The following is a 19,073-nucleotide window of genomic DNA, read 5'->3' on the forward strand; positions in this document are numbered from 1 at the left end:
CTGTCAAACCCATATCAGAGCTAAATCGGGCGCGGAAACCTGATCCGCTCCGGCAGCACGTCGCGCCGGAGGGACAAAGGCCTGCACACGTAGGGAGAAACGAAAATGCCCCCGTATCGTTCCAGAACATCCACTCACGGCCGCAACATGGCTGGTGCGCGCGGCCTTTGGCGCGCGACCGGCATGAAGGACGACGACTTCGGCAAGCCGATCATCGCCATCGCCAACTCCTTCACACAGTTTGTGCCGGGCCACGTCCATCTGAAGGACCTCGGCCAGCTGGTTGCCCGAGAAGTGGAAAAGGCTGGCGGTGTCGCCAAGGAATTCAACACCATCGCGGTCGATGACGGTATCGCCATGGGTCACGATGGCATGCTCTATTCGCTGCCCTCGCGCGAAGTGATTTCCGATGCGGTTGAATACATGGTCAACGGCCATTGCGCAGATGCGCTGGTCTGTATATCCAACTGCGACAAGATTACCCCGGGCATGCTGAACGCTGCCATGCGGCTCAACATTCCGGTTGTCTTCGTTTCCGGCGGGCCGATGGAAGCCGGCAAGGTGGTGCTGGAAAATGGCGTTGCCAAGTCTGTCGACCTGATCGACGCGATGATTGCCGCTGCCGACGACCGGATGTCCGATGCAGACGTTCTGACAATGGAACAGAATGCCTGCCCGACATGCGGCTCCTGCTCGGGCATGTTCACGGCGAACTCCATGAACTGCCTGACGGAAGCCCTTGGCCTGGCCTTGCCGGGCAACGGTTCGACGCTGGCAACCCACGCAGATCGCGAACGGCTTTTCGTGGAAGCAGGGCATCTGATCGTCGATCTTGCTAAACGCTACTACGAGCAGGACGACGAAAGCGTGCTGCCGCGGAACATTGCGAACTTCAAGGCGTTCGAGAACGCAATGAGCCTCGATATCTCCATGGGTGGATCCACCAACACGATCCTGCACCTTCTGGCAGCGTCCCATGAAGGTGAAATCGGCTTCACGATCGATGACATCGACCGTCTGTCGAAACAGGTTCCGGTGCTCTGCAAGGTCGCGCCCGCGGTCGAAAACATCCACATGGAAGATGTCCACCGGGCGGGCGGTATCATGGGTATTCTCGGCGAACTGGACCGGGCAGGGCTGCTGCACACGGACCTTCCGACCGTCCATTCCGCAACGATGAAGGAAGCTCTTTCGCGTTGGGATATTCGCCAGACGAATTCCGAGAGCGTGCACAATTTCTTCCGGGCAGCGCCGGGTGGGGTGCCGACACAGGTTGCCTTCAGCCAGGAGCGTCGCTGGGACGATCTCGACATCGACCGCAAGGCAGGTGTCATCCGCGAAGCAGAGCACGCCTACAGCAAGGACGGTGGCCTCGCCGTGCTTTACGGCAACATTGCCGAGGACGGCTGTGTGGTGAAGACCGCCGGCGTTGACGAAAGCATCCTGAAGTTTTCCGGTCCGGCTCGGATCTTCGAGAGCCAGGACAGTGCCGTCTCCGCGATCCTGACCAACAAGGTCAAGGAAGGCGACGTGGTGCTGATCCGCTACGAAGGTCCGCGCGGTGGTCCGGGCATGCAGGAAATGCTCTATCCGACCAGCTACCTGAAATCCAAGGGACTCGGTAAAGCCTGCGCGTTGATCACCGATGGCCGTTTCTCGGGTGGTTCTTCGGGCCTTTCCATTGGCCACATTTCGCCGGAAGCTGCCGAAGGCGGCGCTATCGGACTGGTTGAGGAAGGCGATCCTATCGTGATCGATATTCCGAACCGTGTTCTGAAGGTCGATCTGCCGGATTCAGTCTTTGCCGAACGCCGCGCTGCAATGGAAGCAAAGGGCGATCAGGCCTGGAAGCCGGTCGAGATCCGCAAGCGCAAGGTTTCAACGGCACTTCGCGCCTACGCCAAACTGACCACCAGCGCTTCCAAGGGCGCCTTCCGGGTGGTCGACTGACGACGAGCTGAACTGAATTTTGGCAAACCGCAACTGCAACGCCCTGCGCCCGATAGGCCGCGGGGCGTTTGTCATTTCAAGGTTATGACAAGGCAAGACAATCGCTTCAGACCGAAGGCTTGTTGGTGGTTCTGGAAATCAATTCGCCCAAACCCTTGTCATTCGCATGCTTCCGCCGCACATATCCGGCTTATCTTCCGGTTCAGATCCAAGGCAGTAGATGGATTCTCTTACCCAGTTTGTTCTCGGCGCAGCCGTCTCCACAGCACTCCTTGGCAAAAAACTTGGCCCCAGAAAGGCTGCTCTTGTCGGCGGGGTCCTCGGGACGTTGCCGGACCTGGATGTCCTGATCCCCTATGACGATCCCATCGACAGTTTCGTCTACCATCGCGGCTGGACCCATTCGGTCTTTGTGCATGCATTGGCGGCGCCATTGTTGGGCGAGGGGCTCATAAGGCTGTTCAAGGGCCTGAGGGACTGCCGCTGGCTGACCTGGCTCACTGTCTTCCTGTGTCTTGCCACCCATGCAGGCATTGATGCAATGACGGTCTACGGCACGCGGCTGTTCTGGCCTTTTTATCCGGATCCCGTCGGCGTCGGGTCGGTGTTTATTATTGATCCGCTCTATACCCTGCCTCTTCTGGCCGTCGTGATCTGGGCTCTGTTCAGGAAAAACTGGACACGGCGCTTTCAGGCCTGGATGACGGCTGCGCTGGTGGTTTCGACCGGATATCTTGGCCTGAGCGTCGTCCTTCAGCGTCATGTCGAGCAGAAGGCGCAGGATCTGTTCAGGCAGGAAGGCATTCTTCCGGACAAGGTTTTTGCAATTGCGGCTCCCTTCAACATTCTCGTCTGGAAGGTTATCGGCCTTCAGGAAGACCGCTACGACAATCTGTATTATTCGCTTCTGGACGAGGGCGGGAAACCGGAGATCTATACCCATCCGCGACACCCGGAACTCGTTGCCTGTGTTGAAGATACGCAAGCCTTCCGGAAACTGGACTGGTTCAGTCGTGGCTACTACAGGGCCGAATTGGACGACGGAAAACTCGTCATCTCCGATCTGCGCATGGGCATGACCCCGAACTATGTTTTCCGCTTTGCGATTGCCGACGCCCAGGACGATGGCTTCCGGGAGATCCCTCCGCGTAGTGCAACGGGAGAGGTGAGGGTGGATCCTCAAGACTGGACGTGGCTGACTGCCAGGCTCAAGGGTGTGGTAGCGGTGCGCCAGGCGGAGGCAGCTGTTGCAGGAACTGGTGAGGCCATTGCCGGGCAGGCATGTGCGCTTGCTGGTGAGACTTCCGGTTAGATACTGCAGGGTCTTTGAAACAGATGCCCCTGCAATCCGCTTGTGTGAGTTGATGTGAAGCCGCCTGTTGGCAAGTAACAGCGGAAATTCTTCAGGTTTTACAGATTGTTAGCTGCTTTAATTTTGAGCATGTTTTTTGATGGAATATACCCGGCACGTCGTTGGAGTTGGCGTGGTTGAGAGGGTTTTGGTCAAGTATTTCAATTACTTAAATTGAAATTTTTGCTCATTGGAATTTTGGCGGGTCTGCCGAAGAATTGGGCATCCATTTTGCAGTAAAAGACCTGACAAAATTAGCAAGACAGAATTAACCTCTCGGCGAAATCATGCCTGTGTTTTCGAACAGTGGGGCAAATACATCATGAGCCGGGCGGCATACACTAGATCCGTTCTCTGTGGTGCCGGTATTCTGGTGGCGGAACCGGCAATGGCCACGCAGACAATGGAGCTGGCGACTTTCCAGAAGAGCCTGGACATGGTCTGGGTGCTGTTTGCAGCCGGGCTGGTTTTGTTGATGCAAGTTGGCTTCATGTTGCTGGAAGCTGGCCTCGTCCGTTCCAAGAACTCGATCAACGTTGCCCAGAAGAACCTTCTCGATCTCGCCGTCTCCGTTCTGATCTTTGCGGTCTTTGGCTTTTCGCTGGCATTCGGCGCCGGCGGAAGCTGGTTTGCGGGATTTGACACGCGGCTGTTCGGTCTTTCGGAGCTTGACCCCTGGGGCCTGACCATCTTCGCCTTCCAGGTCATGTTCTGCGGTACGGCGGCAACGATCATTTCCGGTGCGGTGGCTGAACGCATGCGCCTTTCGGCGTACATCTGGTGTTCCGTGCTGACCGCCGGGCTGATCTACCCTGTGTTTGCGCATTGGGCCTGGGGACAGGCGCTGTTTTCAGATGCCACGGCAATGCTTGCCAACATCGGCTTTGTCGATTTCGCGGGGTCAACGGTGGTCCATGGCACGGGCGCGTGGATCGCGCTGGCTGCCTGTGTGATCCTGGGGCCGAGATCCGGCCGCTTCGGAGTCGACGGTCGGGCCTATCGCATTCAGGGCCACAGTTCCGTTCTTGCAACGTCTGGTGCGTTGATCCTTTTTGTCGGTTGGCTTGGCTTCAACGGCGGCTCCACACTTGCCGCCTCCTGGCATGTGCCGATGATCCTCGCCAATACCGTTCTTGCCGCCGCGGCTGGCACCGGGGCGGGGTATCTTCTTGGCCGGCAGAAAGACAAGGTCATTCTGCCGGAAAACTCGATCTCGGGGCTATTGGGTGGCCTGGTTGCCGTGACTGCCGGTTGCCATCTTCTGACCCCGGTCGGTGCATTGGTGATCGGCGCCGCCGGTGGTGCCGTTGCCATTCTCGGTGCGGTCCTTCTGGAACGTGTCCTGAAGATTGACGATCCCGTCGGTGCAATCAGCGTACACGGATTTTCAGGCGTTGCCGGTACGCTGGGCCTGGCGCTTCTGGCACCCGCAGACCAGTTGCCGCTGGGAGCGCATCTACCGCAGTTTCTGGTCCAGTTCACCGGAGCGCTTGCCTGCTTTGTCTGGAGTTTCGGGTCCGGTTGGCTCGTGCTGTCCGTCCTGAACAAGATGCAGCCGATCCGGCTCGACCTTGCAAGCGAGGATCTTGGCCTCAACGAGGCGGAGCACGGCACGCGGCTCGGTATCGGACATGTGGAAGATGCCCTTGATCGCCTGATTGCCGGCAAGGCGGACCTCTCGATGAGGCTGGAAGTTGCCAAGGGCGATGATTCAGAGCGCCTGACGCGTCTGTTCAATGCGCTCATGGATACCGTTCAGAACGAGGAACAGGCTCACAATCGTGCCGCAGATGCCAAGCGCACGCGCGAAGAGGCCGAACGCCTGTCGGCCCTTGCCAATGCCACATTCGATGCAATCGTCATTTCGGTCGACGGACGGATCCTGGACGGTAACAAGACCTTCGAGGATCTCATCGGCTATCCGATCGACGAACTCGAGATGCGAGGACTGTACGAGTTTGTCGACAATGAACTCGCCGGCACGCTCGAGGAGCATCTGGTCAAGGCGGAAAAGGAACCGAGGGAAGTCACTCTGATCAACCGCTCCGGTGAGCGTGTGCCCGTCGAGATCCGCACCCGTGTCATTTCCTATCGCGGCATTCCGACCCGCGTCTCCGCTCTGGTTGACCTGAGGGAGCGCAAGAAGGCTGAGGCACAGATCCTGCACCTTGCCCAGCACGATCCGTTGACAGACCTGCCCAATCGCGCCGTCTTCAATGCCGAGCTCAAACAGACCATCGGCAAGTGCAAGCAGCACGGTATGTCGGCAGCCCTTCTGATCATCGATCTGGACCGCTTCAAGGATATCAACGATCTGCACGGTCACCCGGTCGGTGACATCGTCATCCGGGTTACCGCCGAGCGTTTGCGCCACTCGTGCCGCCACGGCGATACCGTTTCACGCCTCGGCGGCGATGAGTTTGCGATCATCCAGAACGGCATCCAATTCGCCAATCAGGCAGAGGATATGGCCATGCGTCTGGTCAAATCCCTGTCGGAGCCTATCGACTGTGGTCACGGGCTAATTCTGAAACCGGGAGCAAGCATCGGTGTTGCACTGATGACCGGATACGACGCCGAAGACCAGGTCATCTCCAATGCCGACATCGCGCTTTACAACGCCAAGAACGGCGGACGGCATACCTACTGTGTCTTCCAGCCGGGCATGGGGGATGAAGTCCGCCAGCGCAGGGCCTTGGAAAAGGACATGAATACGGCACTCTCGGCGGGCGAATTCGAGTTGTTTTTCCAGCCGCGCATGTGCCTGGCATCCGCACGTATCGTCAGCTATGAAGCGCTCATCCGCTGGAACCATCCCGAGCGCGGGCTTGTCAGTCCTGCCGAGTTCATTCCCGTCGCGGAGGCTTCCGGACAGATCGTTCCGATCGGCAAATATGTGTTGGCTGAAGCCTTGAGGATAGCCTCCTCGACAATCACGACTGCCAGCATCAGCATCAACGTCAGCCCGGTTCAGTTCCGCGATCGGGATTTTGTAGATGACGTTCGCAGAGCCATCGAAACGTCAGGTGTTCCGGCTGAGCGGATCGAACTGGAAATCACAGAAAACACCCTGATTGAAGACGACGCCAGAGCATTGGCGGTGCTGACACGCCTGAAGGAAATCGGGGTGAAAATAGCGCTGGACGATTTCGGCGTCGGTTATTCCTCCCTCAGCTACCTGAGCCGCTTTCCCTTCGATTGCATCAAGATCGACCGGTCCTTCGTTTCCGAAGCACAGCGCAATTACGGTTCATTGGCGATCATCGAAACGGTGGTCAGGCTCGGCAAGGCTCTCAAGATGCGCGTCGTCGCCGAAGGCGTGGAAGACACGGAAAAGCTCTGCCTGTTGGCACAGCGCGGATGCCACGAAGCTCAGGGTTATCTGATCGGAATGCCCGCACCGACGTCCAAACTTGTCCGGAGTATCCCGGAAGAAGTGAGTGAGGCACTCGATCGGCTGAAGTTCGGCGGGCTGCAGGTGTTTGAAGCGGCCAACCAGAAGAACCTGGCCAGCTAGACGCCTGCTTCAGTTCACGTTGGATTCCGACAGTGGCAGAAGCACGGTCCTGTTCAGCAGGGCATCCGGATCGTGTATTTCCGGCACCTGGGTGCAGTCGGGCTGCGGTTCGGTTGTCTCGCCGCGCTTTTCCTTGAGTTCCGCGCAGATGGGAATGGCCGCCTGCCGGGTGCCGTTGACAGCCGTCGTCACGATGTCTTGCAGCGTGCCTTCGCCAGCGTGCAACGCGACAGCGAGATGCTTCCCGAACAGCGATATCGTGCGGTCTGCGGAATAATTGGCTGACTGGCCTGGACCAGAGGAAATGACCAATGCTTCCGGCCTGTTCTTGTTATCGACCGAATGATGTTCAAGAAGGCCAAGGTCGAACGCTTGAGGATTGTTGGTGTCGAGTATCAAAATGACTTCACCAGCAGGAATGGCGTGGATCAGCGCCGCAAACGCGGAAGCAGACATCCAGGTTCCGTCGCTGATCGCCTGAAGCGTTGTCTCGGGCTTGGCACTGGCCCAGAGTTCCAGTGCATAGTTGGTTTGGTCAGCGGTGCCGGTTTGCTCGACAACACCAAGTGGCAAGTTGGCATAGATCACCAGCCGGTCTTCAGGCCCGAGCTTGTTGGCAAGTTCGGTTGCCTTGAGTTTGAGAGCCGCAGCACTGGCGCCCTCGTTGACAAGCAAGTGTTGCCGGTCGGGCCCGGCGTCGAGCCTTGGGGCCAGTGAGGACATCACCTTGTCCACACTGTAACGGCAGATTTCGACCGATTGCGGGTTCCAGGGAGGGCAGGTTCCAAGACCAAGGATGTGGTTCTTCAACGACGTGCCATCTTCGGCTGCGGAAGGTTGACCATAAAAGGGAAACATCACAATGGCTGCCGCCACGAGGCGGCGGCATGCGTCACCCCACGACCGAACCCTGCGTGTCCTTGCCTCTGGTCCGCTTACGGCCATCATGTCTCCCTGAAACCTGTTTTGACAGGATTTGGTATTTATACTTTTCAACAGTGAAGGCTGAATAAACCAGACTGCGTATATCTATAGAACTCTGTTGTAATCTGTTAATCAACTTTCTTTTGGCAAAGCAGTCTTCAAATCATGCTGAAACATGCGAAACGAAGATGCAGAACTTATCTTTCGATACTAAAGTTACGTAACGTAAAATTAGATCTCAGGCATTCAGTTGTTTGAGACGCTCGATCACTTGTTGGGTGTCGTCTGTAAGGGTTCCGGTATCGGCCTTTCCCACCGCACTGACCATGCGGATCAAATCTGGCAGAGTGTCGCGACCGCCAAGATTTACCGTACGTTTGATGAGGCGCCGGATCATGTCGTCCGGATTGCTGCTCTGATTGGCGAGCCATTTGGCAAACTGGAACAGTTCCTCCACTTCACCGGCAGGCATTGCAAACACCGACTGAAGCTGTTCCAGGATCATATCCTGTTCGGCTCTGGAAATGCCGCCATCGGTTTCGGCGACGAGGACCAGGAGAGCAGCAGCCGAAACACGAGGGTCATCGACACCTTCCGCCGGGTGCTGGTTTGCTCGTGTCCTGAACCCGAAACGCCGCGCGGCTGCCTTGATGTCTTGAGCAGCATCAAGCACCACCCTGGTGTTGTCGGCGACCCTGCGAACTCGATAGATCCAAAAAGCGCCAGCGGCTAAAATGCCAAGAGCTGCAAGCAGAATATGCAAGGAAAATCTCCTTCAAAAAAACTGCGTCAGCTTTACCTCAGGTTGCGGGAAAAATCGTGACAAAAATCACGAGGGTGCCGGGAGTTGAAAGAAAAAAAGCCGCGCCGGTTCGGCGCGACTGTTTTTCGACGGCTCAATTAGGAATCGTTGCCGTCGGTCTTGTCCATGAGCGGCTGGTTGGTTGCCTGATTGCCGTCCAGGTCCATTTTGGTTGAAGCGTGGTTTTCAACACGGCCTTCAACCTGCTGTTCGGCGGTCAACGGTTCGTCACCGTCAAGATCGCCCACCATTGCCTTGGGGGCATCAACCGGTGCGTCAGCCGCAGCTGCTGCGTTTGCTTCAGGACATGCAACAATTGGCTTGTCGCCGCTTCCGTCGCTGCCGCAAGGATCTTCCGCCTGTGCGAAGCTGACCATTGCCGTGGAGGCGATGAATGCGCTCATGAGCGGAACGATTGTCTTCTTAAGGGTAAGCATTGGTTTTCTCCTTTGCTTCGTGAGACACCTGCAACTCGCTGAAACCTGACTTGAGGTCCGTGCCGTTGAGGCGGTCGGGGAGAAAATGCAATGACACCCGGTATCGTTCCTGATTTTTCAGTCACGAAATTTTCAGATGAGGAACATCAAGTTTCAGGAACGAAATGGACCGGCACTTTTCGCGCGCGTGGGTAAACGGTATTGAGAAACAAGACGTTGAATGGAAAAAGTGAAACGGCGCCATCAACGGCGCCGTTCGGGATTTCAACGTTTGGAGAGGGCTGACATTGCCCTGCTGCTCGCAAATCAGGAAGCTGCAGCCACCTGTTGGTCTTTTGACGCAACAAGGCGTGTAACCACGTTTTCTATAATCTTGTGGCCGGCATCCTGATCCAGAGACATGATCGACTCCGGATGGAATTGCACCGCCGCGATCGCTTCTTTCTCGTGTTCTATCGCCATCACGATCCCGTCGTCGGTTTCCGCAGTCACGCGGATATCTGCCGGCACCGTTTCCCGTTTGGCGTAAAGCGAGTGGTAGCGGCCGACGACCACCGGGGCGTTGAGGCCTTCAAACAGCAGCGAGTTTCCGGAAACGGAAATCGGCGAAGGCTTGCCGTGCATCGGTACGTCAAGCTGGCCCAGTTCCGCCCCGAAGTATTCGGAGAGCGCCTGCAGCCCGAGGCAGACACCGAAAATAGGCAAGGCGCGCGCGCGAGCTCGGCCGATGGTGGCGGCACAGTCGAAGTCCTTGGGATTGCCTGGGCCGGGAGACAGGACCACCAGATCCGGATTGACGTCGTGAAAGACGTGGTCTGCCACCGGGGTTCGGTAGGTAACGACATCTGCGCCGGTCTGGCGGAAATAGTTGGCAAGCGTGTGCACGAAACTGTCTTCGTGGTCGACCAGCAGGATCTTCATACCCTTGCCGGGTTTCCGGTCCTCGCGCTTCTCCTGCGCGTTGACGGCAAGACCGGCCTCGCGAACGGCTGCCCGCATGGCTTCCGCCTTCAGTTCGGTTTCGGCTTCCTCGTCTTCCGGAACACTGTCGTACAGCAGGGTCGCGCCGGCACGGATCTGGGCTGTGCCATCCTTGATGCGCACGGTGCGCAACGTCAGGCCGGTGTTCATGTCTCCATTGAAGAGCACGGCACCAATTGCGCCGCCATACCAGGCGCGTGGGGACTTTTCGTGGTCTTCGATAAACTGCATGGCCCAGCGTTTGGGTGCGCCTGTCACGGTTACCGCCCAGGTGTGGGAGAGGAAAGCATCGAGCGCATCCATGTCTTCGCGCAGGATGCCTTCTATGTGGTCCACCGTATGGATCAGGCGGGAGTACATCTCGATCTGCCGCCGCCCGATCACCCGAACGGAGCCGGGAACGCAGACGCGGCTCTTGTCGTTGCGGTCGACATCGGAACACATGGTCAGTTCCGCTTCGTCCTTGGCAGAGTTCAGCAGCTTGCGGATCTGGGCTTCGTCTTCAATGGCGTTCTTGCCGCGCCGGATCGTTCCGGAAATCGGGCAGGTTTCCACCCGGCGACCACCGGTGACCCGTACGTACATCTCCGGCGAAGCGCCGACGAGATATTCCTGATTGCCGAGATTGAAGAAGAAAGAATAGGGGGACGGGTTGATCTGGGCGAGGCGCCGCGAAACTGCGGACGGTGGATTGGCGCAGGGCTCGTAGAAGGTCTGGCCGGGCACGGTCTCGAACAGATCGCCCCGGCGGAAGTAGTCCTTGGCCTTTTCGACGAGCTTTGCATATTCGCCAGGTTCATGATCGCCGCGGCCCGGGTCGCGGTTCGCCGGCGTATATTGCTGCTTGGCTCCCGTCCGCTCCATTCCCTTGGTGGTACGACCACCGACAACAAAATCATATTCCAGAACGTAGGCGCGTTTGCCGTGGTGATCGACGATCAGGATCTCATCCGGCAGAAACAGGACGACGTCGCGCTGGTCGTCCGGTCGGTCGAGCTTCTGTTCGATGGGCTCGAACTGAAAGGCAACGTCATAGCCGAAGGCGCCGTAAAGCCCGAGCTGGTCATCGCCACAGGCGAACATGTCCTTCAGGGCACGGATGATCGAAAAGGTAGACGGCTGGCGTGAGCGTTCTTCCTCGTTGAACAACCGGTCGGGCCGCTTGACCGTTAGCTGGATCTTGCCGGTGTCGGCATTGAACGTGTCCACATCGTCATGTTTTTTCAGCACTTCGGCAATTGCCGGCAGCAGCAGGCCGCCGCGGTCGTTCAAAGCACGGATCTCGACGTTTCTGTCCGTTGCTTCCATCACCAGGGGCGGGTTCACCAGCGCCATGTCCCAGCGAGTATACCGTCCGGGATATTCATAGGAGGAGGAAAGGACCGCCCCCATTTCGGCATCCAGCCGGTCGATCCATTCCGACGTTCCGGTTTCGTAGTCGGAAGGGCGCGATGTGCGCAGGATGGTGATCCCGCAATCGGTTTCATAGGTCTGGTCTGCCAGCACCGGCATGTCTCTGGTCCCGTTCTGGTGGCTGCCTTTGTGACGGCCTTATAAAGAACCAAGGCCGCCAGCGGTGTCCCGCGGCGGCCTTTGGTTTGATACTCGATCCCTTCAGAGCATGACTGATCGCTGGCCGCCTATTTCGCGCGACGCCACCACCAAGCTGCTTTCAGGTTCATGTTCATGGCAAGAGGGATAGATTATACGCTTCTGGATGGCAATGAAAAAAGACTACCTGACGTTTTACCGGCTTTTCCAGTACGGCGCGGGGCGCCCATCCTTCAGACCGTGCTTCAGCCATTCGTCCCAGGCTGCATCGATATCATCATAAGTCCCATTCTCCTGTATGGCGTGCAGTCCCTCATCGAGAAGGGCTGCTACCGCGCTTGAGCGCTCGGGCGTCAATTTGGAAAACGACACGAAAAGACCGAACCTTGCGAGTTCGTGGACAGCCTTGGGGGCCGGGGAAATGAGATCCTGACTGTTGCTGATGTGAAAGTCGGCGACCTTTTCGTAAGCGACGGCGTAGTCGGTTCGCCTCTTCGCTACGAGCGCAAGTGTCTGCAGATCGGAATCCACTTCAACCTTCGAGATCCTCTCATCGGCATCGAAGGCGTCGGTGTAGGTGTACCCTCTGACCACGGAGAAGGTCTTGTCTTTCAAGAAATCGGGATGAAATTTCGCCGTGTTGTCCGGATGGCTGTAAACCAGGATCCTTCCGAAAAACAGCGGTGTCTGGTGAAAAATGAAATTACGCTTGTTTTCGTCCGAGCCGGTGGTGTCGAAGCAGCCAAGCTGTCTGCCCTGCGCGACCTCGCGTATGCACCTGTTGTACGGCATGACGTGAAGCGTGACGTCGCAATGTTTTGCGCTCAAGGCGGCGGTTACTAGATCCACTGCAAATCCGCGTAGCTCTCCCTCATGAAGGCCTGAATAGGGAAAAAAGGCATCTTCCGCGGCAAGAACGATCTCTTCATGCATCGGGCATTGGTCGGATTGTTCCGCCTTCGCGTTATCGATCGGCGACAGCAGCATCGCACTGAATAGAACCAACGCATGCGGCAGCCTGACTGTAATACATTCAAGCAATGCCATTGCCCGGCACGCCGTCTGGGAAGGCGATAATCCCATTTCGGTGGTCGACCCTTTCAGTGTTGGGAAACCCGTTCACGCCTGGCTGTCGTGAAGGTCCTTCATATTTACGTTTCGCTCTCGAACTTCAGCTTCCTGAAAGGTCGCATGAAATGTGAGGGGAATGGCTCGGCAGAGACCGAGAATCTCATCGATGGCGAGTATATAGACGACCGACCGTGTTTGTCTTGCAACCTGGATACAAGTTCTGGTCAGGACCGGCTTCTCCACCAAAGCTCACGGAAAACCTTCATTTTCCGCTTGCCTTCTTGACCCTTCCGCCAAGATGCTGTTTTTGCAGTGCAGCGATTTTCAACAAGGTGCCTCCGCACGAACGGAGGCCGAGTGGCTGACAGAAAACTGGCAGTGAGGGGCACATGGAACACTACGATCTGGTTGTGATCGGCAGCGGACCGGCCGGGCGCCGGGCGGCGATTCAGGCGGCAAAATTCGGATACAATGTTCTGGTGGTGGAACGCGGACGGCGGGTCGGCGGCGTTTCGGTGCACACCGGGACCATTCCTTCCAAGACTTTGCGTGAGACCGTGCTCAACCTGACCGGATGGCGCGAACGGGGCTTCTACGGTCGCTCCTACCGGGTGAAGGAAGACCTGACGGCTGCGGACCTTCGTGCGCGGTTGCACATCACCCTCAATCACGAGGTCGAGGTTCTGGAGCACCAGTTTGCCCGAAACAAGGTCGATACGATCCGGGGCGAGGCAAGGTTCATCGAGCCGCACAAGATCGAAGTGGAGGGCGATGCCGGGGAAGTTCATTTCATCACCTCGGACAAGTTCATCATCGCCGTCGGCACCAAGCCCTTCCGCCCCGACTATGTTCCCTTTGATGGCGAGTATGTTCTCGACAGCGACGAGATCCTCGAGCTTGGCGAATTGCCCCGGTCGGTCGCTGTCATCGGCGCAGGTGTTATCGGTGTCGAATATGCCTCGATATTTTCCGCGCTCGATGTACACGTGACGCTGATCGAGCCGCGCGATACGATGCTCGACTTCCTGGACAAGGAGCTCGTTGCCGATTTCACGCATCAGCTCCGAGACCGCGGAATTGCGCTGCGCTTCGGGGCAAAGGTCCAGAAGATCGAAAAACACGGTCCCGCAGAATGTGAAATCACGCTGGAAGGCGGCCGTAGTGTCCGGTCCAACGTCATCCTGTTCGCGGCAGGGCGTATGGGCGCGACCCCGAACCTGAACCTGCAAAGCTGCGGCCTGGAAGTGGACCACCGTGGTCGTCTGAAGGTCGATCCGATGACTTTTCAGACCGACGTAGCGCATATCTATGCGGCTGGTGATGTCATCGGTTTTCCGAGCCTTGCCTCGACATCGATGGAGCAGGGGCGCATTGCAGCCTGTCAGGCTTTGGGAGAAAAGGCCTACGATCCGCCAGAGTATTTTCCCTATGGCATCTATGCGGTTCCGGAAATTTCGACCGTCGGCATGACCGAGGAGGAGATCAAGGAACGCGGCATTCCCTACGAGTGCGGCGTTGCCCGTTTCCGCGAAACGTCACGCGGCCATATCATGGGTCTCGATACCGGCATGCTGAAGATGATCTTCTCGCTCAAGACACGCCGGCTTCTGGGATGTCATATTGTGGGCGAGGGCGCGACCGAACTGGTTCACATCGGTCAGGCCGTGCTCAATCTGCGTGGTACGCTGGAGTATTTCGTCGAAAACACCTTCAATTACCCGACACTGGCCGAGGCCTACAAGATCGCCGCGCTCGATGCCTGGAACCGTATGCCGCCACTGGATCACTGAACCAGCGGTGGTGGCCTTGTCTGACGAGCTCTTGCAGATCAACTGGAATAAGGCGGACGATGCGAACTCAGCAGAGCCAGCAATTCTCCGGCAAGGCTGCCTGGGTAACTTCGCCGCCATCTTCGATCCAGTGTGCAATTCCCTTTTCGACGTTGACCACGTTTGTGAAGCCGGCCTGTCCGGCGAGATATTCTGACAGAGCCTGGCTTCGTTGCCCCGTCTGGCAGATAAACACCACTTCGTCCGAGGGGCCGGAAATCAACTTCTGAAGTTCGCTGCCGAAGGCAGGGTTCACCTGGCCACTGTCATTGAAGAACGTAACCAGATGGCTGCCCGGAATGACGCCGGTTTGCTTCCACTCGTCAGGACGCCGGATATCAATGACCGTGGTGCCCGAGGCGAGCTTTGCCTTCAGGGTGCCGTTGTCGATATCAGAGAATTTCTTCGCCTTGACCTCAAGCAGTTCGATTTCGAATTTCAATGTTGCATCCGGCGGAATGATCCCGCCTGCGCCTTGCGACCCGTAAGCCATGTCCGGCGGAATGATCAGCTCGCGCTTGCCGCCAACCTGCATGCCCTCGACGCCTTTTTCCCAACCGGGAATAACGCGCCGCTCACCCAGCGTGAACGAAAATGGTGTGCCTCGGTCGACGCTGGAGTCGAACTTCGTTCCGTCCATCAGCCAGCCGGTGTAGTGCACCACCACGGTTTCACCGACGTTTGCTTCTTCGCCGGTTCCTTTTTCAATATCCCGGATCTGCAGCTCTTCCTGTGCCTGTGCCGGCAGGACGAAAAGCATGATGGCGAGGATGCGCGTAACCCATTTGAGCATGATGTGTGGTCCCGGTGTGTTGTTACGGACAAGAATTGGTCATCTGGGACAGGAAAACAATCCGGGTTTCGATCACAGTGACGGTAAGTCACAAGGCCGGGGTGGCTTGTGGTTTCCAGACCAGAGGCGCCTGGCTAGCGTATGCGCCAGTCAGGTCTTTCCAAGAGGATCGTTGACGGAGCGAATGAGCTTTTCCAGAAGGTCTGACAATTGCTGTTGTTCTTTTTCGCTTAACCCGCTCACCGCCTGCTGCTGTTTTGCAATGTAGTCGGGCATTTGCCCCTTTATCAGGTCCAGTCCCTTTGGGGTCAGGCAAACGGTGAGTGCCCGCCTGTCATCTGGATGCGGGCAGCGTTCAACCAGACCTGCTTTCTCCAGTTTATCGACCCGGGCCGTCATGCCGCCCGAGCTCATCATCGTGGTCCGGTACAATTCCGTCGGTGTCAGCTTGTAGGGTGGTCCGGACCGCACGAGGGTCGCCAGAACATCGAATTCACCCGTCTTCAGTCCGATATCCGCGTAGGCAGGGGCAAGATAGTCGCGGCCCATCACCTGAGACGCTTCGTTCAATCGACCAAGCAGAACCATTGGCGACAACTGCTCCGCGATCTCGGGTATTTCCCTTTGCCATTGCCTGCGCGCGCGCTCCGCACGGTCGATTAGCAGGTCTTCCGGATCTCCGAACAGGTGATCCGATGGCTTCTTGGTGTCGCTTGACCGGGTGGTCATGGTCGGAAACTCCAGATCATTTCCAGTCAGATGACGCACTTTTTTACAAGGGAACAAGAGGTTGCGTAACTAGCTGACATATCGACTGTTTTTGTTGTTCAGATACTCGCTGTTTCGGGTGGTTCTGTCAACTGATGTCAAGAATCTTGAAATTAAGTATCTTGAAATCAAGATAAAATGCGTTATCTCTTCTGGTAACGGTGCAGCATCAAGCCAGCGCCAAATTGTGAGGAAGGACAGTCCCATGGTGGACACGACCAGATTAGGAACATCCGCAAGTGCGGCTTCCCTGCAGCAACAAGCTTCTCTTTCAGGCGAGAGGCGTGAAAGTCCTTTGGATCAGCCGTTGGTGCTGTTGTTGATTGTCGGTGGTTTTCTCGCCGTATCCACGGTGATTGCCAAGGCCGCCCCCATGACCGGGTGGCATCCTTTGGCCTTGTTGCAATGGTCCATCCTTGGCGGTGCTGGGGGTCTGTTCGTTATTAGCAGGATTGCGTCCGGAGGAAGTATGGCCGCCAAAGGGGACACAGGTGTCAGCCGGGGCCAGTTTGCCTTCTACCTGCTGGTCAGCGGTCTCCTGTTCATTGCCCCGAACATGATCGCAGTGGTTGCTGCGCCAAAGGTCGGGGCGGGGTTTGTCTCCCTGAGCTACGCTTTTCCGCTGGTTCTGACTTATGGATTTGCTGTTCTGTTGCGCCTGGAGAAGTTTCAGGTTCTGCGTGGGGTCGGCGTTCTGTTCGGTCTGGCTGGTGGCATTTTGCTGGCAGCGTCTGGACGTCAGCTTTCCGTGGATGCCTCCTGGTGGGCGATGTTTGCTCTGTCGATCCCTGTATTCCTGGCTTCCGGTAACATTTTTCGCACGGTGAAGTGGCCAGCAGGCGCACGGCCGGTCAATCTTGCTCTCGGCATGATGCTGGTCGGGTTTGCAGCACTCGGACTATTTACTGCCATGGCCGGTATCCCCGTTGTGCCCGGCACCTGGTCACTGGAGGCCACTGGCCTGCTGGCAGCCCAAATAACGATATTCGCTTTTCAGTACGGGCTGTATTTTCGCCTGCAGCACACAGCCGGGCCTGTCTATCTCAGCCAGATAGGCTCCGTTGCCGCGGTGATTGGTCTTGGCCTTGGATATCTCGCCTTTGGTGAAGTGCCAAACTTGGCGAAACTGGCGGCCGTCGCAGCTGTCGGGGCAGGGATTGTGCTCGTCAGCAAAGGGCGCGGCGCTGGAGCTAAAAAGTCAGGCTAGTCTTGCCATACCCCTAAGAACCGATCCCGCAACTCGCGGGATCGGTTTGTCGTCTTTGGGTTCCAGGTGATTTCTCACCCCCAGAGCCAGGCTGCTCCCCGCACACCAGAGCTGTCGCCGTGCATAGCCTTGCGGATCGGTGTCTCGAAGGTATCGGAGAAAATGTAAGGCGTCATCGCGGGCGGAAGGTCGGCATAAAGCTCGTCGATATTCGACATGCCACCACCCAGGACGAATACATCCGGATCGAGCAGATTAGCCGACATTGCAAGCGCACGGGCAAGACGGCTGACATAAGCCTCGTAGACGGCGGTTGCCACCACGTCGCCGGAACGTTTCAGCGCCATGATCTCATGGCCTTTCAGCAGCGTTCCGGTCCTGTCCTTGTAGTCAAGCTGAAAACCCGTTCCCGAACACCAGCGATCGATGGCGCCCTTGTGGCCGATCCAGCTGTCGGGACCCGGATACTCCTCCGGCTTTAGCCAGGGCACGGTGATCGCTCCCCATTCGCCACCGATGCCGTTGGCACCAAGATGGGCCTTCGCGTCGATGGCAATGCCCGAGCCGCTGCCTGTACCGATGATGATAGCGTGAACGATATGCGCTCCAGCACCTGCGCCATCGGTCGCTTCGGAAACAGCCAGACAGTTTGCGTCATTCTGGATACGAACCGGGCGGCCAAGGACCCTCTGCAGGTCCTGGTCCAGGGGCTTGCCGTTCATCCAGGTGGAATTGGCGTTCTTGACCAGGCCTGTCTTGGGGGAAAGCGAACCGGGAATTCCAAGACCGAGCGTTCCCGTCTGTCCAGTTGCCTTTTCGGCCGCCTCGACCAGAAAACGGACTGCTTCCAGACAACCTTCATAGTCGTCCCTGGGTGTGTCGACCCGTTGCCGGAACAGTTCCTCGCCCTCGTTGGAAAGAGCGATGATTTCGATCTTGGTTCCACCCCAGTCAATTCCCAGCCGCATTTTCAGTCCATCCGTCTTGGCAGTTCGAAGGCAGCTGTCTGGCCGTCTTCAAGTTCGCTTGTTTGTTTTCCGTAGGTTTTGAATTTTTTCAAGATTACGGTCATTTCCTCCGCATCCAGTATCACAGGTTCACCCAGGATCAGGGCTGATAGATACTGGTCTGCCAGATCTTCCACGCCTTCCGCGGTCGACAGCGCCTTCTGCAAGGTTGCTCCACCGGCGATCTGCCCATGATTTGCAAGCAGGCAGGCGTTTCTGTCGCCAAGTGCTGAAATCATTGCCTCGGACAATCCGCGGGTGCCGAAGGTGGCGTAATGGGCGCATTCGATACGGTCGCCACCGGCAAGCGCCACCATATAGTGAAATGCAGGAATACCGCGCCGGTGACAGGACAGGGCGGTCGCGCGAGGACTATGGCAATGCACCACCGCGCCGCAATCCGGCTTCGCCAGATAGAAGTCAAGATGCATCCGCCATTCGGAAGACGGTAGTGTCTCGCCGCGGTAGCAGCCCTCCCAGTCAAGCGCGACGATCTTGTCTTCAGTCAGATTTTCGTAAGGCGTTCCCGACGGCGTCACCAAAAAACCGGATTCGGTGCGTGCACTGACATTTCCTGACGTGCCCTTGGTCAGTCCGAGACGAGGCAAGGCGCGGGCTGTCTCGATGATCGCACGGCGCAGGTCAGGTGTGTCACCTGGAAAGGTGGGCATTCGGGGCCTCTTTGGTTCTGGTTCGGGTGCGAGCGTTACGTTTGGCTGCGCGACCGTGGAAGCGGCGCTTACATGACAGGTATCCGGTTGCCTTTTCAAGGTATTGGTTTGATAAATCCCGTGCCCTTGACCACTCGGTTGAGGATCGCGGTGTTAAGGGACTGAATGGCAGGTTTCGCAGACAAGCTCAGGCATTTGCTTGGATCGGCTGCAA

The 19,073-nt window shown here is 57.4% G+C and carries 14 protein-coding genes; 5 read left to right on the forward strand and 9 right to left on the reverse strand.

What is annotated here, in order from left to right; translation table 11 throughout:
* The first annotated feature begins 105 nt into the window (after window positions 1–105).
* The 3 genes from ilvD to amt all read left to right on the forward strand — a co-directional run bounded on the left by ilvD (window position 106) and on the right by amt (window position 6,818).
* On the forward strand, window positions 106–1,950 hold the full coding sequence (ilvD, locus tag ACVDG9_RS10330; protein WP_031270774.1) for a dihydroxy-acid dehydratase: 1,845 nt from the start codon (window positions 106–108) through the stop codon (window positions 1,948–1,950).
* A gap of 220 nt (window positions 1,951–2,170) precedes the next feature.
* A complete protein-coding gene (locus ACVDG9_RS10335; protein ID WP_447237903.1) occupies window positions 2,171–3,262 on the forward strand; it encodes a metal-dependent hydrolase in 1,092 nt (363 codons plus the stop codon).
* A 361-nt stretch (window positions 3,263–3,623) separates the two neighbouring features.
* Complete coding sequence (amt, locus tag ACVDG9_RS10340; RefSeq protein WP_447237904.1) at window positions 3,624–6,818, forward strand: ammonium transporter; 3,195 nt, start codon at window positions 3,624–3,626, stop codon at window positions 6,816–6,818.
* A gap of 9 nt (window positions 6,819–6,827) precedes the next feature.
* On the opposite strand, the gene ACVDG9_RS10345 is transcribed toward amt, so the two are convergent.
* The 5 genes from ACVDG9_RS10345 to ACVDG9_RS10365 form a co-directional block, all read right to left on the reverse strand.
* Window positions 6,828–7,766, reverse strand: a complete 939-nt coding sequence (locus tag ACVDG9_RS10345; protein ID WP_447237905.1) for a hypothetical protein — start codon at window positions 7,764–7,766, stop codon at window positions 6,828–6,830.
* 214 nt (window positions 7,767–7,980) lie between these two features.
* On the reverse strand, window positions 7,981–8,505 hold the full coding sequence (locus ACVDG9_RS10350; RefSeq protein WP_023004079.1) for a TerB family tellurite resistance protein: 525 nt from the start codon (window positions 8,503–8,505) through the stop codon (window positions 7,981–7,983).
* Between the two features lie 137 nt (window positions 8,506–8,642).
* Window positions 8,643–8,981 carry a hypothetical protein gene (locus ACVDG9_RS10355; protein WP_023004080.1) on the reverse strand — a complete coding sequence of 113 codons (339 nt, stop codon included), beginning with the start codon at window positions 8,979–8,981 and terminating at the stop codon, window positions 8,643–8,645.
* A gap of 306 nt (window positions 8,982–9,287) precedes the next feature.
* Window positions 9,288–11,474 carry an anthranilate synthase component I gene (locus tag ACVDG9_RS10360; protein ID WP_075281616.1) on the reverse strand — a complete coding sequence of 729 codons (2,187 nt, stop codon included), beginning with the start codon at window positions 11,472–11,474 and terminating at the stop codon, window positions 9,288–9,290.
* Window positions 11,475–11,708: 234 nt separating this feature from the next.
* On the reverse strand, window positions 11,709–12,560 hold the full coding sequence (locus ACVDG9_RS10365) for a substrate-binding periplasmic protein (protein ID WP_447237906.1): 852 nt from the start codon (window positions 12,558–12,560) through the stop codon (window positions 11,709–11,711).
* Between the two features lie 413 nt (window positions 12,561–12,973).
* Between ACVDG9_RS10365 and sthA the strand changes: the two genes are divergently transcribed.
* Entirely contained in the window at window positions 12,974–14,374 is a 1,401-nt protein-coding gene (gene sthA / locus ACVDG9_RS10370; protein ID WP_447237907.1) for a Si-specific NAD(P)(+) transhydrogenase, read from the forward strand.
* A 67-nt stretch (window positions 14,375–14,441) separates the two neighbouring features.
* On the opposite strand, the gene ACVDG9_RS10375 is transcribed toward sthA, so the two are convergent.
* Both ACVDG9_RS10375 and ACVDG9_RS10380 read right to left on the reverse strand, forming a co-directional pair.
* The gene (locus ACVDG9_RS10375; protein WP_055653771.1) at window positions 14,442–15,206 is read right to left on the reverse strand and encodes an FKBP-type peptidyl-prolyl cis-trans isomerase; all 765 of its coding nucleotides are present in this window, start codon (window positions 15,204–15,206) and stop codon (window positions 14,442–14,444) included.
* A 150-nt stretch (window positions 15,207–15,356) separates the two neighbouring features.
* Window positions 15,357–15,935 carry a MarR family winged helix-turn-helix transcriptional regulator gene (locus ACVDG9_RS10380; protein WP_023014493.1) on the reverse strand — a complete coding sequence of 193 codons (579 nt, stop codon included), beginning with the start codon at window positions 15,933–15,935 and terminating at the stop codon, window positions 15,357–15,359.
* A 94-nt stretch (window positions 15,936–16,029) separates the two neighbouring features.
* On the opposite strand from ACVDG9_RS10380, the gene ACVDG9_RS10385 reads away from it, so the two are divergent.
* Window positions 16,030–17,181 carry a DMT family transporter gene (locus tag ACVDG9_RS10385; protein WP_447237908.1) on the forward strand — a complete coding sequence of 384 codons (1,152 nt, stop codon included), beginning with the start codon at window positions 16,030–16,032 and terminating at the stop codon, window positions 17,179–17,181.
* Window positions 17,182–17,255: 74 nt separating this feature from the next.
* On the opposite strand, the gene ACVDG9_RS10390 is transcribed toward ACVDG9_RS10385, so the two are convergent.
* On the reverse strand, window positions 17,256–18,149 hold the full coding sequence (locus tag ACVDG9_RS10390; protein ID WP_023004088.1) for an ROK family protein: 894 nt from the start codon (window positions 18,147–18,149) through the stop codon (window positions 17,256–17,258).
* A 2-nt stretch (window positions 18,150–18,151) separates the two neighbouring features.
* Window positions 18,152–18,859, reverse strand: coding sequence for a class II aldolase/adducin family protein (locus ACVDG9_RS10395; RefSeq protein ID WP_023004089.1), 708 nt, complete (start codon window positions 18,857–18,859; stop codon window positions 18,152–18,154).
* Between the last annotated feature and the right edge of the window lie 214 nt (window positions 18,860–19,073).

It is taken from the genome of Roseibium sp. RP-7 (genome assembly GCF_053005225.1).

Bases quoted from the DNA above. Each gene is read 5' to 3' on its own strand.
- ilvD (WP_031270774.1), top strand. From the start codon at position 106: ATGCCCCCGTATCGTTCCAGAACATCCACTCACGGCCGCAACATGGCT.
- ACVDG9_RS10335 (WP_447237903.1), top strand. From the start codon at position 2,171: ATGGATTCTCTTACCCAGTTTGTTCTCGGCGCAGCCGTCTCCACAGCA.
- amt (WP_447237904.1), top strand. From the start codon at position 3,624: ATGAGCCGGGCGGCATACACTAGATCCGTTCTCTGTGGTGCCGGTATT.
- ACVDG9_RS10345 (WP_447237905.1), bottom strand. From the start codon at position 7,766: ATGATGGCCGTAAGCGGACCAGAGGCAAGGACACGCAGGGTTCGGTCG.
- ACVDG9_RS10355 (WP_023004080.1), bottom strand. From the start codon at position 8,981: ATGCTTACCCTTAAGAAGACAATCGTTCCGCTCATGAGCGCATTCATC.
- ACVDG9_RS10360 (WP_075281616.1), bottom strand. From the start codon at position 11,474: ATGCCGGTGCTGGCAGACCAGACCTATGAAACCGATTGCGGGATCACC.
- ACVDG9_RS10365 (WP_447237906.1), bottom strand. From the start codon at position 12,560: ATGGCATTGCTTGAATGTATTACAGTCAGGCTGCCGCATGCGTTGGTT.
- sthA (WP_447237907.1), top strand. From the start codon at position 12,974: ATGGAACACTACGATCTGGTTGTGATCGGCAGCGGACCGGCCGGGCGC.
- ACVDG9_RS10375 (WP_055653771.1), bottom strand. From the start codon at position 15,206: ATGCTCAAATGGGTTACGCGCATCCTCGCCATCATGCTTTTCGTCCTG.
- ACVDG9_RS10380 (WP_023014493.1), bottom strand. From the start codon at position 15,935: ATGACCACCCGGTCAAGCGACACCAAGAAGCCATCGGATCACCTGTTC.
- ACVDG9_RS10390 (WP_023004088.1), bottom strand. From the start codon at position 18,149: ATGCGGCTGGGAATTGACTGGGGTGGAACCAAGATCGAAATCATCGCT.
- ACVDG9_RS10395 (WP_023004089.1), bottom strand. From the start codon at position 18,859: ATGCCCACCTTTCCAGGTGACACACCTGACCTGCGCCGTGCGATCATC.